16 protein-coding genes are annotated in these 19,289 nt (G+C 64.1%); 5 read left to right on the top strand and 11 right to left on the bottom strand.

Annotated features, from left to right (window positions below):
- Window positions 1–9: 9 nt before the first annotated feature.
- Window positions 10–291 carry a preprotein translocase subunit YajC gene (gene yajC / locus F3H35_RS13650; RefSeq protein WP_007813654.1) on the bottom strand — a complete coding sequence of 94 codons (282 nt, stop codon included), beginning with the start codon at window positions 289–291 and terminating at the stop codon, window positions 10–12.
- Window positions 292–498: 207 nt separating this feature from the next.
- Here yajC and serS point away from each other — a divergent pair, with 207 nt between their 5' ends.
- Window positions 499–1,791, top strand: coding sequence for a serine--tRNA ligase (gene serS / locus F3H35_RS13645; protein ID WP_149780116.1), 1,293 nt, complete (start codon window positions 499–501; stop codon window positions 1,789–1,791).
- 103 nt (window positions 1,792–1,894) lie between these two features.
- Here serS and F3H35_RS13640 read toward each other — a convergent pair whose 3' ends face one another.
- Complete coding sequence (locus F3H35_RS13640) at window positions 1,895–2,890, bottom strand: fatty acid desaturase (protein ID WP_149780115.1); 996 nt, start codon at window positions 2,888–2,890, stop codon at window positions 1,895–1,897.
- Window positions 2,891–3,069: 179 nt separating this feature from the next.
- On the opposite strand from F3H35_RS13640, the gene F3H35_RS13635 reads away from it, so the two are divergent.
- On the top strand, window positions 3,070–3,780 hold the full coding sequence (locus F3H35_RS13635; protein WP_188129974.1) for a hypothetical protein: 711 nt from the start codon (window positions 3,070–3,072) through the stop codon (window positions 3,778–3,780).
- Here the strand turns inward: F3H35_RS13635 and der are convergent.
- The 3 genes from der to F3H35_RS13620 form a co-directional block, all read right to left on the bottom strand.
- Window positions 3,777–5,264 carry a ribosome biogenesis GTPase Der gene (der, locus tag F3H35_RS13630; RefSeq protein WP_149780114.1) on the bottom strand — a complete coding sequence of 496 codons (1,488 nt, stop codon included), beginning with the start codon at window positions 5,262–5,264 and terminating at the stop codon, window positions 3,777–3,779. The genes F3H35_RS13635 and der overlap by 4 nt on opposite strands.
- Before the next feature lie 49 nt (window positions 5,265–5,313).
- Window positions 5,314–6,624, bottom strand: a complete 1,311-nt coding sequence (locus F3H35_RS13625; protein WP_149780233.1) for a PQQ-like beta-propeller repeat protein — start codon at window positions 6,622–6,624, stop codon at window positions 5,314–5,316.
- A gap of 79 nt (window positions 6,625–6,703) precedes the next feature.
- On the bottom strand, window positions 6,704–7,369 hold the full coding sequence (locus tag F3H35_RS13620) for a tetratricopeptide repeat protein (protein WP_188129973.1): 666 nt from the start codon (window positions 7,367–7,369) through the stop codon (window positions 6,704–6,706).
- Between the two features lie 207 nt (window positions 7,370–7,576).
- Here F3H35_RS13620 and F3H35_RS13615 point away from each other — a divergent pair, with 207 nt between their 5' ends.
- Together F3H35_RS13615 and F3H35_RS13610 are read left to right on the top strand one after the other, a co-directional pair.
- The gene (locus F3H35_RS13615; protein WP_149780112.1) at window positions 7,577–8,821 is read left to right on the top strand and encodes an efflux RND transporter periplasmic adaptor subunit; all 1,245 of its coding nucleotides are present in this window, start codon (window positions 7,577–7,579) and stop codon (window positions 8,819–8,821) included.
- Entirely contained in the window at window positions 8,818–12,609 is a 3,792-nt protein-coding gene (locus tag F3H35_RS13610; protein ID WP_149780111.1) for an efflux RND transporter permease subunit, read from the top strand. The genes F3H35_RS13615 and F3H35_RS13610 overlap by 4 nt, the downstream gene beginning before the upstream one ends.
- Before the next feature lie 3 nt (window positions 12,610–12,612).
- Here the strand turns inward: F3H35_RS13610 and F3H35_RS13605 are convergent, their stop codons facing one another.
- From F3H35_RS13605 to F3H35_RS13595, 3 genes are all read right to left on the bottom strand, one after another.
- Complete coding sequence (locus tag F3H35_RS13605; protein ID WP_149780110.1) at window positions 12,613–12,969, bottom strand: hypothetical protein; 357 nt, start codon at window positions 12,967–12,969, stop codon at window positions 12,613–12,615.
- Window positions 12,966–14,777, bottom strand: coding sequence for an ABCB family ABC transporter ATP-binding protein/permease (locus tag F3H35_RS13600; RefSeq protein WP_149780109.1), 1,812 nt, complete (start codon window positions 14,775–14,777; stop codon window positions 12,966–12,968). Before F3H35_RS13600 ends, F3H35_RS13605 begins: the two co-directional genes overlap by 4 nt.
- Window positions 14,778–14,898: 121 nt before the next feature.
- The gene (locus F3H35_RS13595) at window positions 14,899–16,410 is read right to left on the bottom strand and encodes a LysM peptidoglycan-binding domain-containing protein (RefSeq protein ID WP_223228418.1); all 1,512 of its coding nucleotides are present in this window, start codon (window positions 16,408–16,410) and stop codon (window positions 14,899–14,901) included.
- A 102-nt stretch (window positions 16,411–16,512) separates the two neighbouring features.
- On the opposite strand from F3H35_RS13595, the gene F3H35_RS13590 reads away from it, so the two are divergent.
- Entirely contained in the window at window positions 16,513–17,064 is a 552-nt protein-coding gene (locus F3H35_RS13590; RefSeq protein WP_149780108.1) for an LOG family protein, read from the top strand.
- Here F3H35_RS13590 and rarD read toward each other — a convergent pair.
- The 3 genes from rarD to F3H35_RS13575 form a co-directional block, all read right to left on the bottom strand.
- Window positions 17,025–17,921 carry an EamA family transporter RarD gene (rarD, locus tag F3H35_RS13585; RefSeq protein WP_149780107.1) on the bottom strand — a complete coding sequence of 299 codons (897 nt, stop codon included), beginning with the start codon at window positions 17,919–17,921 and terminating at the stop codon, window positions 17,025–17,027. The two genes, F3H35_RS13590 and rarD, sit on opposite strands and share 40 nt — an antisense overlap.
- An 87-nt stretch (window positions 17,922–18,008) precedes the next feature.
- Window positions 18,009–18,464 (bottom strand): baeRF12 domain-containing protein, encoded by a 456-nt coding sequence (locus F3H35_RS13580; protein WP_149780106.1) that lies wholly within the window; start codon window positions 18,462–18,464, stop codon window positions 18,009–18,011.
- 145 nt (window positions 18,465–18,609) lie between these two features.
- The gene (locus F3H35_RS13575; RefSeq protein WP_149780105.1) at window positions 18,610–19,209 is read right to left on the bottom strand and encodes a superoxide dismutase; all 600 of its coding nucleotides are present in this window, start codon (window positions 19,207–19,209) and stop codon (window positions 18,610–18,612) included.
- Window positions 19,210–19,289: the final 80 nt, after the last annotated feature.

Raw genomic sequence — 19,289 nt, 5'->3', positions numbered from 1 at the left:
TCTTGACGCTTAGCTTTCGGCGGGTTCGGTCTTGCTCAGCACTTGCGCGATCGTGGATTTGACAACCCGCACCCGAACCGTATCGGACAGATCAAGCTCGATCTCGTCACCATCCTTGACCTTGGCCACCTTGCCGATCAGCCCGCCTTGCGTGACGACCTGGTCGCCGCGGCGCAGGGCATCGACCATCGCCCTGTGTTCTTTCAGTTTTTTCTGCTGCGGACGGATCAGCAGGAGATACATGATCGCAAAGATCAGGATGAGCGGAATGAACTGTCCTATGGCTTCCATCGGGGGTTTTTCCTCTGTTTCAAGGGCCCGAGGGCCCGGCCGAATTGCGCCGGAACCTATGACCGGCGCAGGGCTTTTGCAAGGCGACAAATCCGCGTCGGTATCACGTCGGTGCGCGCCGAGGGCCATTCGCACCCTACACCCCGGCCCAATTCTGGTGCATAACCGCGCGCAGACCGATTCAACCACGTCCGAGGACCCCAGCCCATGCACGACATCCGCGCGATCCGTGAGAACCCCGCCGCTTTCGACGCCGCCATGGCGCGCCGCGGACTGGAGCAGGCCTCGGACGAGATCCTGGCCCTCGACGAGGCGCGCCGCGCCTGCATCCATGCCGCCGAAACAGCCCAGGCCGAGCAGAACAGCGCCAGCAAGGATGTCGGTGCCGCCAAGGCCCGCGGCGACGAGGCCGAATTCGACCGGCTGCGCGCTCTGGTCAGCGACAAGAAATCCGAAGTCGCCCGGATGCAGGCCGAAGCCAAGGACCTCGACCAGCGCCTGACCGACCTGCTGATGGGACTGCCCAACCTGCCGCTGGACGAGATCCCCGACGGTCAGGACGAGGCCGACAACGTGGAAATCCACCGCTGGGGCACGCCCGCCAGCTTCGATTTCCCCCCGAAAGAGCATTTCGAGATCCCCGGCGTCATCCCCGGCATGGATTTCGAAGCCGGTGCGAAGCTTTCGGGCGCGCGCTTTGTCGTCATGCAGGGGGCTGTCGCCCGCATCCACCGGGCGCTGGCGCAGTTCATGCTCGACACCCATATCGACGAGAACGGCCTGCTGGAGACCTGGACGCCCGTGCTGGTGCGCGAGGACATGATGTATGGCACCGGCAACCTGCCGAAATTCGGCGAAGACAGCTACCAGACCACGAATGGCTGGTGGCTGGTGCCCACCGCCGAGGTGACGCTGACCAATCTCGTGCATGGCGACACCGTCGACGAGGCCACATTGCCGCGCCGCTATGCCGCACATACCCAGTGCTTCCGCTCGGAGGCCGGCAGCGCCGGCAAGGATACCGCGGGCATGTTGCGCCAGCACCAGTTCGAAAAGGTCGAGATGGTCTCGATCACCCATCCCGATCACTCCCGCGCCGAGCTGGACCGCATGACCGGCTGCGCACAGGGCATCCTGGAATGTCTCGGCCTGCCCTATCGCACGGTCGTGCTGTGTACGGGCGACATGGGCTTCGGCGCGCGCCGCACCCATGACATCGAGGTCTGGCTGCCCGGACAGAACACCTATCGCGAAATCAGCTCGGTCTCGCTCTGCGGCGAATTTCAGGCCCGCCGGATGAATGCCCGCTTCCGCCCTGCGGGCGGTGGCAAACCGCAATTCGTGCACACGCTGAACGGCTCGGGGCTTGCGGTTGGGCGCTGCCTGATTGCAGTGCTGGAAAACGGGCAGCAGGCGGATGGCTCGGTGGCGCTGCCCGCAGTGCTGCACCCCTATCTCGGGGGCCGCTCCCTGCTGCAAGCCGACGGCACCCTGGTCTGATCCGGCGCTTTCTTCTGGCTGAAAATATCCTCGGGGGGCGTTGAAAATCCATGATTTTCAACGAAGGGGGGCAGACAGCCCCCCTGCCCGGCCCGTCACGGGGTCACTCGGCCAGAACAGTGGCCTGCGCCGAGGACACCCGCGGAAACGGCACCAGCTTTTCCTGCGCCTCGTCCCACAGCTTGAGCCGGAAACTGGCGATCGCCTCGGGCCAGCGGATCACGTCATGGCACTTCAGCGCCTCGGGCAGCTCGCGCTGGCAGCGCCGCAGCCGGTAGGACGGAATGCCGGGATTGAAGTGGTGCAGATCGTGATAGGCGATATTGCCGGTCCCCAGATCCCACAGCCAACCCAGATCGAGCGAGCTTGACCCCTCGAGCGTGGCGCGGCGGAAATCCAGATCGGGTTTGCGATCCCAATAGGTGTCCTCGAAATTATGCTGCAGATAGACGAGGAACACCCCGATCACGCCCGCCAGCACGGCGCTCAGCGCCCAGACCAGCAGCCCGTCCCAGCCCAAGGCCCACCAGATCGCCGTCAAAAAGCCCGCCAGCGCGATGTTATGCGCCACCACGCTCCAAGGCCCCACCTTCATCGTGTTGCGCGGCCAGCGATAGGCGATGAAATACGCATAGATCCCGCCAAGCGTCAGCATGATCGCGGGATTGCGATAGAGCCGGTACCCGGTCCGCTTCCACCAGGGCGCCGCGTGCCACTCGGCCAGGGTCATCGTGTAGACCTCGGTGGTTTCGCGGTGATCGAGATTGCCCAGATAGGCATGGTGCAGGTTGTGATTGTACTGCATCACCCGGTAGGGCGTGAGTGACGGCACCGACAGCACATGTCCGGCCAGATCGTTTAGCCTGCGCGCGCGAAAGAGCGCATGATGCCCGCAATCATGCTGCAGCACGTAAAGTCGCACCGAGGCGAAGGCGAGGATCACCACCAGACCTGCGCAGATCAGAGGCGCCTCGATCATCGCACCCCCGAAGCCGAGGGCCGCGACATACACCAACACTGTGCCGAAGAAGGACAAGGCCCCCAGCAGATCGCTTTTCCGGGTATAGGCGCGCGTGTGGTCCCGAATCGTCGCAATCATGTCAGTCCCCCTAATTGAGACATCGTCAGATGAACTTGAAACATACGGTGCTGCAATATCGCATGATGTGAAATTTCCATGACGTTTGGCAAGTCTCGCGTGGGCCGGGGCGGCTGAGCAATGGCAAGAACAGGCCGACGGCCATTGACCATGAGGGTCAAGGGGGTCAAATGGACGGCATGGAACGCATGAAAGCCATTCTGACCCTGACCGCCGCGCTGGCCTTTGCGCTCTCGCCTTTGGTCAGTGACGGGTTCAACGGGTTTCGGCCCGATCAGTTTCCCATTCCGCAGATCGATCCGCCCGGCCAGCCTGCGGGCTATGCCTTTGCCATCTGGGGGCTGATCTATCTGTGGCTGGTGGCGGGGGCGCTGTTCGGATTGCTCAGGCGCGATGTGGCGCCGGGGTGGGACCGGGCGCGCTGGCCGCTGATCGCCAGCCTCGTGATCGGGGCGGCGTGGATTCCGGTGGCGCAGGTCTCGCCGTTCTGGGCCACGGTGCTGATCTGGGCGATGCTGCTCAGCGCGCTTTGGGCGCTTCTGGCGGCGGGCGGAGAGGATCGCGCGTGGCTGCGCACGCCGATCGCCCTTTATGCCGGCTGGCTGACGGCGGCCAGTTGCGTGGCACTGGCGCTGATGCTCGCAGGGCATGGGATCATGGGCGCGCAGACGGCGGCACTGGCGATGATCGCGCTGGCGCTGGTGATCGCGTTGATCGTGCTCAGGCTGCGTCCGGACACACCGGAATATGCCGGAGCGGTGATCTGGGCGCTGGTCGGGATCGTCGTGGCCAATGCGACCCCGCCCAACCTGCCGGTTCTGGCGCTGGCGGGCGCAGGGATCGCGGCCTTGGCCGTGAGCGCGCTGCGCGGCCGCGCAGGACAGGTCTAGCCCGGCTGCGAGCCGCGCCCGTGGATATGCTTGCGCAGCCGCGACGGCGTTGATTTCTTCTTGGATTTATAGGGGTTGCGGTCGGATTGCGAGCGCATGTGCAGGCGGATCGGCGTGCCCGGCATGTCGAAATCCTGACGCAGGCCATTGACCAGATAGCGCGAATAGCTTTCCGGCAGCTTGTCGGGATGCGAGCACATCACCACGAAATGCGGCGGGCGCGTCTTGGCCTGGGTCATGTAGCGCAGCTTGATCCGGCGGCCGCCCGGCGCGGGGGGCGGGTGCGCCTCGACCATGCCGGCCAGCCAGCGGTTCAGTTGGGCGGTGGGCACACGGCGGTTCCACACGTCATAGGCCTTGGCCACGGCGTCGCGCAGCCGGTCCAGCCCCTTGCCCGTCTTGGCCGACACGGTGACCAGAGGCGCACCCCGAAGCTGCGGCAGGAGCCGTTCGAACGCTTCTCGCAGGTCACGCAGCTTTTGCTGCTTGTCGTCCTCGATATCCCATTTGTTCACCGCCACCACGACCGCGCGGCCCTCGCGCTCGGCCAGATCGGCGATGCGCAGATCCTGTTGCTCGAAGGGAATCGCGGCGTCGAGAAGCACCACCACCACTTCGGCGAATTTCACCGCGCGCAGCCCGTCGGAGACCGAGAGTTTCTCGACCTTGTCCTGAACACGGGCCTTCTTGCGCATCCCGGCGGTGTCGAAGATCCGCACCGGCAGCCCGTCCCAGTCGATCTGCAGGGAAATGGCGTCGCGGGTGATCCCGGCCTCGGGGCCGGTCAACAGGCGGTCTTCGCCCAGAATGGTGTTGATCAGCGTGGACTTACCCGCATTGGGGCGGCCGACGACGGCCACCTGCATCGGGCGTTCAGGCGTCGGAATGCGGGCGGCGGTAGGGCCTGACACCCCATCGGGCTCGTCGTCGATATCCTCGTCTAGCACCACATCGGTTTCGGGCGCATCGGCGCGGGCGCGGTCCTCGAACTCGTCCGAGATCGGCATGAGCAGCGAATAAAGCTCATTGAGGCCCTCGCCATGTTCCGCCGAGAGGCGCACAGGCTCACCCAGTCCCAGGCCATAAGCCTCGTATATTCCCGCATCGGCAGCCGAGCCTTCGGCCTTGTTGGCGCCAAGGATCACGCGGTCTGCGCGCTTGCGCAGGATATCGGCAAAGACCTCGTCGGTGGGGGTGACGCCGGCGCGCGCATCGATCAGGAAGAGGCAGACATCGGCCATGTCCACGGCGCGTTCCGTGAGCTTGCGCATCCGGCCCTGCAGCGACTCGTCGGTGGCCTCTTCGAGACCGGCCGTGTCGATCACGGTAAAGCGCAGATCGCCAAGCTTGGCCTCGCCCTCGCGCAGGTCGCGCGTTACGCCGGGCTGGTCATCGACCAGCGCAAGGCGCTTGCCCACAAGGCGGTTGAACAGCGTGGACTTGCCCACATTCGGGCGGCCCACGATGGCTAGGGTGAAACTCATGTCTCAGGCTCCGGGACGGATCAAGCCGCCCTGTTACAGTATCGCGGGCCTAACGGAAAGCGTGCAATTGTCCATTGGTCGACACGACATAAAGCGCGCCTCCCGCCACCACGGGGTTGGTCGTCGCGCCGCCCGGCAGATCGACCGTGCGGATCAGCGTGCCGTCCCGCGGATCGAAAAACCGCAGCAAACCGTCGCCCGAGGCCACAACCAGCTGTCCACCGGCCATGACCGGGCCGTGATGCGCCACGATCTCGGACTGGCGCCGCGGGCGGTCCTTGGTGAAAAGCTGCAGCTTGACCGACCAGACCTGTTCGCCATCTTCGGCCTGCAGGCGGACCAGTTCGTTGCGATCCGAGATCATGTAGACCGAATCGCCCGAAGGCCATACCCGGTTCAGCGGGCCTTCATTGGCCGTCCAAAGCCGCTCGCCATTGGCGAGACCAAGCGCCACCATCCGCCCCGAGTGGCTGCCGACAAAGACCCTGTCGCCGTAGATCACCGGATCGCCGGTGATATCAGCGACGCGCGCACCGGCATAGCCCTCGCGCTGACCGGCGATCTGGGCATCCCAGAGCCGCAAACCGCCCTGACGAAACGCGCCCTGAACCTCGGCGGCACCAAAGGCGAAGACCACGTATTTGTCAGACACGGCAGGCGCCGGACCGCCCATCACGTTGTTGATATCGGGCGTGCCGGTAAGCTGCCAGCGGATGCGCCCATTCTGCGTATCGAGTGCCCAGGCGACATCGTCACCGGCGACCAGATACACCAGATCGCCCATCACGGTCGGGTTGCCCGTTCCGGTGGCGCGCAGGTTCTGTTGCCAGAGCTCGGCCCCGGTTTCGGCATCAAGCGCCGTCATCAGCCCGAAGCCCGAGGACACGAAGAGCCGCCCGTCGCCAAAGGCCAGACCGCCGCCCGACGCATCGCTTGCGGAATCGTTGGGAGGCACGAGATCGCGACGCCACAGCACCTCGCCGGAGGTGGAGACCGCGCTGACCTGGGATTGCGCATCGAGCGTAAAGATGCGCCCACCCGCCACGACCGGATCCGCGGTGATGCGCACCTTGCGACCATCGCCCGCGCCGATCGAGGTCGACCAGATGCGCTGAGGGCTCGCCGACAGGGACGGGTGATCGGTGCGGGTGGATGGCGTGCCGATGGCCTGCGTCCAGTTTGCATTGGAGACGGCTGCGGGCAGGGTTACGGGCTGAGACCTGTTGACCTGAGCGCTGTCATCCACGGGCGCGGGCGACTCTGTCAGGATATTGCGGATGCCTTCACGCTCTCCCTGAAGAAGCGCTTCTTCTCTGGAACAGGCCGTGACGGCCAGCAAGGCCGCAAGCCCCAGAAACATCGCGTTTGGTTTCAAAGCCGAAGCCCCCTCACTTGTCGCGCCCCTCTGGGCCGTAAAGACCCGGCGGCGGCGTGTTGTTCTACTCGCCCTGACCGGGACCAGGCAGGTCGCCCCCCAGTGCCACAATCACTTGTGATGCGCGGCGACGCAAGCCCGGCGTGGACTGCGCATCGCCGACGATCGCGACGAGACGCTCGAGCGCCGCGCCGGTGTCACCGGTTTCGATGTCGATCATGGCCAATTGTTCTTCGGCAAGAAGCCGCGTCAGCCCCTCGGCCAGCGCCAGCCCTTCGAGACGGGTGCGGCGATCCTCGACCGACAGGCCCGAGTCGGGCATCGCCACGGCCTTGAGCGTTGCGATCTGGCGATAGACCGGTTCGATCCCGCTGCTTTCGGCAAGCGCCATGAGGCGGCTTGCCGCGTCTTGCGGGGTTGCGGCCGAGGCTTCGGCTGCGGCCAAAAGATCGCGCATGACGGCGGCACCGGGATTTGGCGCCTCGACCCCTGACAGGGCTGCGGCGCGGGCATCGCGGCTGTCGGCCTCGAGCGCAGCGAGCACGGCATCGCCGAATGCCTGCGCCGTCTGACGCTCCTGCGCCTTGCGCCATTCGTTCCAGGCTGTGCCGCCGACCAGAAGCAACACAAGCAAGACAGCAATCCAGCCATAGCGCCGCATCAGCCCGAACAGCCGGTCGCGGCGGACCTCTTCGGAGACTTCGTCGATGAAACTGTCTGTGTCGCTCACGCCCTGCACCCCTTGCGTTTGCGCCCCTCTTAGCGCGTAGACCCGGCCCTGCCAAGGGGCCGGAGATTCGGGAGATATCGGCCATCTTGCGACAACACACGGAAACGTTTAATCTGAACAGGATAGTTTAGCGTATCTTCACCATGTCCGGCGATTCCGTGCTGGTGTATGCGACATGTGCTGTCGACCGTTGATAGGGTATCAAAGATGCGACTGTTTCCGATTATCGCCGCGATTGTGGTCACAGCGCTTGTCTACGCCTTCGTGTTCGAGCGTGACAGGCTTGTGGCGGTGCTCACGGGTGGCGTGGAGACGCAAACATCCCAGACCGCCGAGCCCCCTGCTCAGGAAATGGCCGACGATACCGACGGCGCGGCAGATCCGGTGCGCGTGGTGGCGGTGAAGTCGACGGCGCGCATGATCGACAGCGCGGTGATCCTGCGCGGCCAGACCGAGGCGTTCCGGCAGGTCGACCTGCGGGCCGAGACCACGGGACAGGTGGTTTCGGAGCCGCTGCGCAAGGGTGCCTTCGTAGAAACGGGCCAGACGCTGTGCGAACTCGATCCCGGAACCCGGGAGGCGGCCCTTGCCGAGACGCGCGCAAAGCTGGCGGCGGCGCGCGCCCGTGTGCCCGAAACGCAGGCCCGCGTGGCCGAGGCGCGATCGCGGCTGGATGAGGCGCGGATCAACGACAATGCCGCGCGGCAATTGCAGATCGAGGGCTTTGCCTCGCAGAGCCGGGCGGCCTCGACCAATGCGGCGCTGAGATCGGCGGAGGCGGCTGTCGAGTCGGCCACCAGCGGGCTGGAAACCGCCCGCGCCGAGATCGAATCGGCTCAAGCGGCGGTGGCGGCGGCGCAGAAGGAAATCGAGCGCCTGACGATCAGCGCGCCATTTGCGGGGTTGCTGGAAAGCGATACCGCCGAATTGGGCAGCCTGCTGCAGCCCGGTGCGCTGTGTGCGACGGTGATCCAGCTCGATCCGATCATGCTGGTGGGTTTCGTGCCCGAAACGGATGTCGAGCGTGTGCAGCCGGGGGCGCTGGCGGTGGCGAAGATGGCCTCGGGCGGGCAAGTTCAGGGCGAGGTGACGTTCCTGTCGCGGCGGGCCGATGAGACGACCCGTACCTTTCGCGTCGAGATACGGGTGGACAACCCGGACCTGACGTTGCGCGATGGCCAGACCGCCGAGATCGTGATTTCGGCCGATGGCAAGACGGCGCATCTTCTGCCGCAATCGGCACTGACCCTGAATGACGAGGGTACCTTGGGCGTGCGTCTGGTCACCGCCGAGAACACGGCCGAATTTGCCCCGGTCAGCCTGCTGCGCGACACGACGACCGGCGTCTGGCTGGCCGGATTGCCCGAGACTGCCAACGTCATCGTGATCGGACAGGAATATGTCACAGACGGCGTTCCGGTGGCCCCCAGCTATCAGGAGCTTGGTCAATGACCGGCATCGTCGACTGGGCCGCAGCACGGGCGCGGATGGTTCTGACATTCATCGTCGTGTCCATTCTTGCGGGGGCGGTGGCCTATGTCGGCCTGCCCAAGGAGGGCGAGCCGGATATCGAGATCCCGGCGCTCTTCGTATCGGTGGCGTTCCCGGGCATTTCCGCCGAAGACAGCGAAAAGCTGCTGGTCAAGGTCATGGAAACCGAGCTGAGCGATCTGGACGGGCTCAAGACGATGACCGGCACCGCCGCCGAGAATTACGCCGGCGTGGCGCTGGAGTTCGAATTCGGCTGGGACAAGACCAAGATCATGGCCGATGTGCGCGACGCGATGAGCGCCGCCGAGGCCAAATTTCCCGATGGCGCCGAGAAATACTCGATCAACGAGATCAATTTCAGCGAATTCCCCATCATCATCGTCAACCTGACGGGCGATGTACCCGAACGCATGATGGCGCAGCTGGCCAAGGACCTGCAGGACCGGCTGGAGTCGCTGGAGCCTATTCTGGAGGCGGGGATCGCGGGCAATCGCGACGAGATGGTGGAGGTGGTTCTCGATCCGCTGCGGCTTGAGGCCTATAACGTCACGGCTGGCGAGTTGATCAATGTGGTGCGCAACAACAACCTGCTGATCGCCGCAGGCGAGGTGGAAACCGCCAGCGGCACCTTCTCGGTCAAGATACCGTCTTCGTTCGATGAAACGCGCGACATCTATGATCTGCCGGTCAAGACAAACGGCGACCGGGTCATCACGCTTGGCGATCTGGCCGAGATCAACCTGACCTTCGAGGACCGGATCGGCACCGCGCGGTTCAACGGAGAGAAGACCGTCGCTTTGCAGGTCATCAAGCGCAAGGGCTACAACATCATCGAGACATCGGACCTTGTGCGCCAGACCGTCGCCGAGGCCGAGGCCGAATGGCCCGACCAGCTGCGGGCGGTTGTCGAAGTCGGCACCTCGAACGATCAGTCGAGCACGGTGGAATCGATGGTCAAGCAGCTGGAAGGCTCGGTTCTGACGGCCATCGCGCTGGTGATGATCGTGACGCTGGCCGCCCTAGGCATCCGCCCTGCCCTGCTGGTGGGATTTGCCATTCCCACATCCTTCCTGCTGTGTTTCGCGCTGCTGGCGATGATGGGGGTCGCGATTTCGAATATCGTGATGTTCGGTCTGATCCTCGCGGTGGGGATGCTGGTGGACGGCGCGATCGTGGTTGTGGAATACGCCGACAAGCGCATCGCTGAAGGCGAAGGGCCGATGCATGCCTATGTCGCCTCGGCAAAGCGGATGTTCTGGCCCGTGGTCAGTTCCACAGCGACAACGCTCTGCGCCTTTCTGCCGATGCTGTTCTGGCCGGGCGTGCCGGGGCAGTTCATGGGCATGTTGCCTGTCACACTGATTTTCGTGCTGTCGGCATCGCTGCTGGTTGCGCTGGTCTATCTGCCGGTGATGGGCGGTGTCACGGGGCGGACGGAACGCTGGTTCGACCAGCGTATCGCGCAGATTGCGGGAGGTTACTGGCTTTGGCACCTGCTGCTTTTCCCGGCGGCCCTTGCCGGGCTGGCTCTGGCGGGCTGGTTGGCGCCGGTGCTGCTGAACGATGTCAGCGCGCAATTCGCCATGATGGACTCGAGCCGCATCTTCGCCTCGGTCATTCCGGTTCTGGCCTCGGTCTTTGTGCTGTGCCTGGGCGTGGTTGTTCTGGCGGCGGTCGGCATCACGGGGATCATCGCCGCGATGCTTGGCGCCATGGCGATCATCCGGCGCCTCCGCAACGGCACCGGACGCCTGAAATCGCGGCTCTGGCTGCAGCGCGACAAGCCGATCAAGGCGGGATATCACAGATCGCCCTTTGGCCGGGTGATCCATTTCATCGCCGGCAACCCGATCATGCCGATCGTCAGTTTCGGGATGGTCTTCGTGCTCGTCGGCTCGGTGCTGATCTTTTATGTCAACAACAACAAGGGCACGGAATTCTTCGTCGAATCCGAGCCTGAACAGGCCATCGTCTATGTGCGGGCGCGCGGCAACCTGTCGATCGAGCAGAAAGATGAGCTGGTCGCGACTGTCGAGGACATCGTGCTGCAGCATCCCGGTGTGCAGACCGCCTTTGCCTTTGCCGGCGAAGGGGGGCTGAACAACAATACCGGCGGGGCCGAGGCGCCTTTGGACACGATCGGTCAGGTCCAGCTTGAGACGATCCCCTGGGACGAGCGGCCGCAAACCCGCGAGACGTGGTTCACCATTCCGCTGCTGGACATCGACGTGCACCGGTCGGTGAGTGCCGAGGCGTTCGACGGTGACACGATCATCGACGAGCTCACGGTCCAGTTGCAGCAGCTTCCCGGCATCCAGATCGAGATATTGGCGCAGGCGCGAGGGCCTGCGTCGGCCAAGCCGGTGCAGCTTCGTCTCAAGGGGGACAATTGGACCGACCTGCAGGAGGCGACGCGCCTCGCGCGGCAGAAATTCGAAGAGACCCAGGGCCTTCAGCAGATCGAGGATACGCTGCCGCTGCCGGGGATCGACTGGCAGATCGACGTCGATGTGGAAAAGGCGGGCCGTTATGGCGCGGATGTGGCCACGGTGGGTGCGATGGTGCAGCTGGTCACACGGGGTATCCTGCTGGATACGATGCGCGTGCCGTCGTCGGACGAGGAGATCGACATTCGTGTGCGGCTGCCCGAACAGGACCGGGTGCTGAGCACGCTCGACACGCTGAAAGTGCGCACCGAGGATGGGCTGGTGCCGCTGTCGAATTTCATCACGCGCAAGCCGGTGCAGAAACTGGCGCAGATCGACCGGGTCGATCAGACGCGGTATTTCGACATCAAGGCCGGTGTCGCAGATGGCCTCACCCGCACCGTGCGGGGTGAAGATGGCCGCGAAACCGTCGTTCCGATCACCGCCAACGAGCGGATCGCGGTGCTGACCGAGTGGCTGGACAGCGGCGTTCTGCCGAACAGCGTGGCGTATGAATGGACCGGCGATCAGGAGGATCAGGCTGAATCCGGTGCCTTCCTGCAAAAGGCCTTTGCGGGGGCGCTCGCGCTGATGTTCATCATCCTGCTGGCGCAGTTCAACAGCGTCTATAACGCCATTCTGGTGCTGCTGGCGGTGGTTCTGTCGACGACGGGCGTGCTGATCGGCATGCTGGTGATGAACCAGCCGTTTTCGATCATCATGACTGGCACCGGGATCGTCGCCTTGGCGGGGATCGTGGTGAACAACAATATCGTGCTGATCGACACCTATCAGGAATACAGCCGCTACATGCCCCGGATCGAGGCGATCACCCGCACCGCCGAGGCGCGCATCCGGCCCGTGCTGCTGACGACGATCACGACCATGGCGGGGCTTGCGCCGATGATGTTCGGGCTTAGCCTTGATTTCGTGAATGGCGGCTATGCGTTCAACTCGCCGACCGCGCTGTGGTGGAAACAGCTGGCCACGGCGGTGGTCTTCGGTCTGGGGATCGCGACGGTGCTGACACTGATCTTCACCCCCTCGATGCTGGCGCTGCGGATCTGGGCGGGCACCTATGTCAATTGGGGCGCACAGGGGCTGGCGGCGCTGTCATTGGGCCGCGCCAGCCGCGCGGCTAAGGATTGGGCGCTCGAGGCCAGCGCAGGGCAAGTGCGGGCGCCCGAGCTTCTTTGGCCCGAAGAGCATCCGGGCGATAAGGGCTATGTCGACGAGGACGCCGCACGCCCGGTGGTCGAGGATATCAAGCGGGTGATCGAGGCGCGGGACGCCGAGGGAAATCCGCTGCGGGCGGCGGAATAAGCCTCAGTTGCTGCGCGGATCATGCTCACCGCGCGCACGGGCCGCGGCATCGAGCGAGGCCCACCAATCTCGATAGCGGCTGTTGACGGGGTGCTGGCCGCTCTCGTCGGGGGCGCCATCGTCCCACCAGACGGGGCCGGCTTCGCCCAAACGGCATTTGGCCGCTTCGATCGCATCTCGCGCGGCGCGGCGTTCCGCGTCATCCTCGGCCCGCCGTTCGGCAAGGCGGGCCTGCATGAGCGCCTTGATCGCCGCCCGGCGGGTCGTGTCGCAGAGAGAGGGATCACCCTTGCGCCAGAGACGTCCGCGCGCCACGAAATAGCGCCCATCGGGTGTTTCGGGACCCGCCTTGCGGCTCATGCGGCCTCTTCGGATTGCTGGCGCTGCCACAGGCTGGCATAGCGGCCCTGCCGCGCCAGAAGCTCGGTATGGGTGCCCTCTTCGACGATCTGACCGTCTTCCAGCACCACGATCCGGTCGGCATCAGCCACGGTGGACAGACGATGCGCGATGGTGATGACCGTGCGCCCCTGCCCTGCCCGTTGCAACGCGCCCTGAATGTCGCGCTCGGTTTCGGTGTCGAGCGCGCTTGTCGCCTCATCGAGCAGAAGAATCGGCGGGTTCTTGAGCAAGGTGCGCGCGATGCCGACCCGCTGCTTTTCACCGCCCGAAAGTTTCAGACCGCGTTCGCCCACCTGCGTGTCATACCCATCAGGCAGGCTCATGATGAAATCGTGGATCTGCGCGGCCCGGGCGGCCTCTTCGATCTCGTCACGGGTGGCGCCATCGCGCCCATAGGCGATGTTGTAGCCCACCGTGTCGTTGAACAGCACCGTGTCCTGCGGCACGACGCCGATCGCCGCATGAAGGCTTTCCAGCGTCAGATCGCGCAGGTCCTGTCCGTCGATCCTCACCGCGCCCTTCTGCACGTCATAGAAGCGAAAGAGCAGCCGCCCGATCGTGGATTTGCCCGAGCCGGAGGGGCCGACAACGGCCAGAGTCTGACCGGGCTGCACATGCAGGCTGACGCCCTTGAGGATCGGTCGTGCCGGGTCGTAGCCGAAGAAAACCGCGTCGAAGGACACTTCGCCGCCTTGCACATTCAGAACCTTTGCGTTTGTTTTTTCGGTAATATCCGGCGCCTGCTCCAACAATCCGAACATTTCGCCCATGTCCACGAGGGACTGCCTGATCTCGCGATAGACGGTGCCGAGAAAGTTCAAAGGCATGGTGATCTGGATCATGTAGGCGTTGACCATCACGAAATCACCCACCGTCATGGCGCCGTTCTGCACGCCGATCGCGGCCATCACCATGACCGCCACCAACCCGCCCGTGATCAGCAGCGACTGCCCGAAATTCAGGAAGGCCAATGAATAGGAAGTCTGCAGCGCGGCCTTTTCATAGCCGGCCATCGCCGCGTCGTAGCGGGCCGCCTCGCGGCGTTCGGCGCCGAAATACTTGACCGTCTCGAAATTCAACAGGCTGTCGATCGCCTTCTGGTTGGCGTCGGTGTCCTGATCGTTCATTTCCTTGCGCAGCTTCACCCGCCATTCGGTGACCTTGAAGGTGAAGGCGACATAGGCCGCGATGACCCCAACCACCACGACGAGATACCAGAAATCGAAAAGCGTCCAGAGCACCAGCCCGATCATCACAAGTTCCAGCACCAGCGGCCCAATGGAGAACAGCAGGAAGCGGAGCAGGAATTCGACGCCCTTGACCCCGCGTTCGATGATCCGGCTCAGGCCACCTGTCTTGCGGGTGATGTGATAGCGCAGCGACATCTGGTGGATATGGGTGAAGGTCTCAAGCGCAAGCTGGCGCAGGGCGCGCTGTGCGACACGTGCGAAGATCACGTCGCGCAGCTGTTGAAAGCCCACATTCATCAGCCGTGCCATGCCATAGGCCACGGTCAGGCCCACCGCGCCGTACCCCAGCATCCAGGCGGCATTGTCGCTTTCGCCCGCCAGCGCATCGACCGCCGCCTTGTAGAAGAACGGCGTACCCACCGCGACCAGCTTGGCCACGAAGAGCGCGATCAGCGCAAAGACGACCCGGCGTTTGACCCATCCCTGCCCCTCGGGCCAGAGATAAGGCGCGACACGGCGGATCGTGGACCAGCCGTCGGCAGGAATCTCGGTTGAGGTGTGGGTGGAGTGGCGCATCTGGCAAGCAGTCCTTTGTTCTGTCCGGCAAACTAGAGCGACGCGCAACCGAAGGCCAGCCGCTGTTGCACGGCGGCAGGAAAAACGAGATGGGAGGCTCGGGACGCGGCTGCCTGTCGCGTCACTGGTCCACAGGCACGGTGAAGACCTGTCCGGGATAGATCAGATCGGGGTCGCGGATGCGGTCACGGTTGGCTTCGAAGATGCGAACATACATCGTGCCCTCGCCGTAATTGCTTCGCGAGATCGCCCATAGCGTATTGCCGGGCTGCACCGTTACGGCGCGCACGGTGGGGCGATCATTCTCGGGTTCGGCGACCAATTGCCGTTCTTCACGCTGGAACGGGGTTTCGAGCCGCGAGGTGACGTTTCCTTCGGCGTCGGTTTCGTCGATCCGCAGCGTGTAGACGCCGCTTGCCACCCGAGGCAATCCGGTGCGCCAAGTGCCATCCGAGGCGATGCGAGACGATGTCACCGGCTGGTTGTCGATATAGATCCTCACAAAGCCATCCATGCGGCCACGACCGGACAGCGACACCTCGCCCGCATCGGAATAGGTGATCGCATCCAGCGCCACGCTGGACATGACCTCGGGCGCGGTGCTGGCGGGTTCTGGAGGCTGCAGGACACGCACGCCGCTTTCGTCTGACAGGAGCACGGCCTGAGGTGTGGGCGCGTCTTGGGTCGTCTGGTCGGCTTGGGTCGAGGCGGTTTGCGGCGCAACAGGCTCGGGTGCCGGGGCTTCCGGGAGGGGCGTTTCGGATGCACCGGTCGTGTCGGATGCGCTGGTCGTGTCGGCAGCGGCGGTCGGGTCGCTGGAAGCTTCAGGCGTGTTGGCAGAAACTTCCGGCGTGTTGGCAGAGGCTTCTGGCGTGTCAACAGAGGCGCCGGGCGTGTCGGCAGAGGCGATCGCGGTCTCGGCAAGGGCCTGGACCGTCGTCTCGGGTGCGGCCTCCGGAGCTGGCGTCGGTTCGGCAACCGGGGCGGTCGCGGTCGTCTCGGGTTCGGCACGCTCGGAAAGGGGCTGATCCTGCGGCGCGGTTTGGTTTTCGGCCAGCGCTTCGGGTTGCGGCTCGGGGCGCTGCATCGGCGCGATGATGATTTCATCGCGCGAGGCGATCTGATCGCCGGTTTCGGGCGAGCGCATGGCCAGCGACAGAACGCGGGGCTGGTCACTGCTTTCGACCGACAGGAATTCGACGAAATCTCCACGGCCTTCGGGGCGCAGAACGCGCAGCGGCTCTCCATCCAGCAGGATAGACGTCTCCCAGCCCGGCTCCGCGCGGCCTGCGACGAGCATTGTGCCATCGGGCTCGAGCCGGAAGGTGCTGATGCGCGGCGGGTCCGGTGTGACAGCGGGTGTGTCGGGCTGCTGATCTTCGGTGGCGGTGACGGTTTCTGCCGTCGTTTCAGGGGCTTGCGCCGGCTCGGGCGGTGTCTGTACCTCGGGCGCCTGAGCGGTGTCCTCGGCTGCGGGGGCCGGGGTGGCGGGCTGCGGAGCCTGGGCCACAGGCTGCGGCGCCTCTTCGGGGGTATCGGCATCGGACAGGACGAGCGCGACACCGGCAATCACCACGGCCACGACCGCACCGGCGATGAAGGACGTCTTCGTTGTCCCCAGTGAACTGCTCATGCCATCTCCTTTTGGCGGAACACCGCCTTGAGGCGGTTGTGGGACAATAGCAACACCGGTATCACTGGTCAAAGCAACCCTTTGATGAGCGGGGATAAAGTGATGTCGGCAAGATCCGTGTGTGTCTTTTGCGGCTCACGCAAGGGCGCGCGCCCGGCCTATGAGGCGGCAGCGACGGAATTGGGGCAGGCCCTGGCCGAGGGCGGGTGGCGGCTGGTCTATGGGGCGGGCGATGTGGGGCTGATGGGCGCCACGGCGCGCGCCGCCCAAGCCGCAGGCGGCGACACCTTCGGCGTGATCCCGGTGCATCTGATGCAGCTTGAGGTCGGCAAGACCGATCTCACGCGCTTTGTGGTGACCGAGACCATGCATGAGCGCAAGAAGGTGATGTTCATGAATTGCGACGCGATCGTCGTGCTGCCGGGCGGGGCGGGATCGCTGGACGAGTTCTTCGAGGTGCTGACATGGCGTCAGCTCGGTCTGCATGGCAAGCCGATTTACCTTTTGAACACCGAAGGCTACTGGGATCCGCTGACCGGGCTGATCGAACATGTGATCGCCGAGGGTTTCGCCGATGCCAGCCTGCGCGGCTTCATCGAGGTCGTGGCCGATGTTCAGGAGCTTTCGAGCGCCCTGCGGGCGGCCCTGTCCTGACGCCACGCGGCAGTGGTATAGAGTGCAAGCGCCGTCCAGATCATTGCGAAGGCGATGGCATGCCAGAAGCTGAACGCCTCGCGGAAAACAAACGTAGCGACAAGGAATTGCAGTGTCGGGTTGAGATACTGCACCAGACCCACCGTGGCATAGGTGATGCGGCGCGTGGCGTAGCTGAAAAGGATCAGTGGCGTCGCGGTCAGCGGGCCTGAAAAGGCCAGAAGCGCAGAGTCACGCCAGTTCACGCCGAACGCCCCCTGCCCGGCTGAATGCACCACCCAGAGCACCACCAGAGCGATCGGCGACAGGATCAGCACCTCGGTCGTCACTGAGACCACAGGGCCGACGCTGAGACCTTTCTTGGCCAATCCGTAAAGACCGAACGAGCTTGCAAGGACCAAGGCGATCCACGGCGCCACGCCAAGCCCCACGGTCAGGGTGATCACCGCCGCAGCCGCCAGAGCGACCGCAAGCTGCTGCGCCCGCACAAGGCGTTCGCGAAACACGATGCCCCCCAGAAGAACCGCGACCAGAGGAAAGGTGTAATAGCCAAGCGAGGCCTCCATCGCCTTTTCGATCTGGATCGAGGTGATGAAAACGAACCAGTTGAGCGATATCATGAAAGCCGCAAAGACGATGACCGACGCGGAACGGCGATTGCCGAGGGCTTGACCGACGAGCGCAATCCGTCCCTGAAGCAACAGCACTGCCGCGAAGAAGATCAGTGACCAAACTGTGCGGTGCGCAAGGATTTCGATGGGCGGGATATGCGACAAGAGCTTGTAGTAAATGCCCGACAGCCCCCAGACCGTACAGACGGCCACCATTGCCGCCACGCCCTTCACTGCCTCGCTCATGCCTGCCTCTTCCTGCTGGTTTGGGCACAAGTGCTGGCGCAGCCTGCGCGGGAAGGCAAGCAGGAAATCCCGCGCGCCGGGCAGGCATCAAGCCTTGGCCAGTTCGGCCTTGAGCAGGGTTTCGATCCGGTCGACGGGATGGTTGGTCATGTCCTTGGGCACCTCGGCCACGACGCGCGCCGCGACCTGCTTGTGTAACTTGTCACGCAATGTGCCAAGCGTGCGCGGGGGCGCCACCAGAACGATCTGTTCGAACGCGTTGCGATGAGCCAGCCGATAGAGAATGTCGGACATGTCCGAGGCGAAGCGCTCCTTGGCGATCATATGCCAGTCCACCTCTTCCATCGCCGAGCGTTGCCCCACACTGTCGTCCGGCATCCGACCGGGCCTGTCGCTGACCTGTTGGCCATGCGGCGGGTTGTCCTGACTTTCGATGCGAACGACCTTGAGAAAAGGGTCCTGCCCATCTGTCACGTTTTCCAAAAAAAGGGCTTTTTCACCATCGGCCACCAAGACCCAAGCGCCATGTGCCAGTTCCGTCATTCTGCAACTCCTTTTCTTATGGTCCATCCCGGACCTAAGCATGACCTCTGCCATGGAAAAGGCGATGACCGGCATCAATCAGCGCAAAGGAAAACCCCGCGCCGGAGACCGGCACGGGGTTGAAGCGGTTCGGGGTCGGCGCGATTTACATGCGCGACGCGACGTTTTCCCAGTTCACCAGATTGTCGAGGAAGTTCTGCAGATAGGCAGGACGCTTGTTGCGGAAGTCGATGTAGTAGGAATGTTCCCAGACATCGCAACCCAGCAAGGCGGTCTGTCCGAAGCACAGCGGGTTCACGCCGTTTTCGGTCTTGGTGACCTTGAGGCTGCCATCGGTATCCTTGACCAGCCACGCCCAGCCCGAGCCGAACTGACCTGCACCCGCGGCGGCGAACTGTTCTTTGAACGTGTCGACCGAGCCGAAGCTTTCGACCAATGCCTTTTCCAGCTCACCCGGCATGCCCGTGCCGCCCGGCGCCATCATTTCCCAAAACTGGTTGTGGTTCCAGAACTGAGAGGCGTTGTTGAAGATGCCGTTCTGGGCAACGGCCTTGGGGTCGTAGGTGCCCTTGATGATCTCTTCGACGGATTTGCCTTCCCACTCGGTGCCGGCAACAGCCTTGTTGCCGTTGTCGACATAGGCCTTGTGGTGGATGTCGTGGTGGTATTCCAGCGTTTCGCGCGACATGCCATGATCGGCCAGCGCGTCATGCGAATAGGGAAGATCGGGAAGTTCAAAAGCCATTTCGGGCCCCCTGTTCGTTATCAGAAGTCATACGGCACTACATGGTAACCTCTGCGCCGCGAGGTCAAGGGGCAGGAGGG

The sequence above is a fragment of the Roseovarius litoreus genome (assembly GCF_900142765.1).
GTDB classification, from domain to species: Bacteria; Pseudomonadota; Alphaproteobacteria; order Rhodobacterales; family Rhodobacteraceae; genus Roseovarius; species Roseovarius litoreus.
This window is presented reverse-complemented; position numbering and strand designations above follow the sequence as displayed.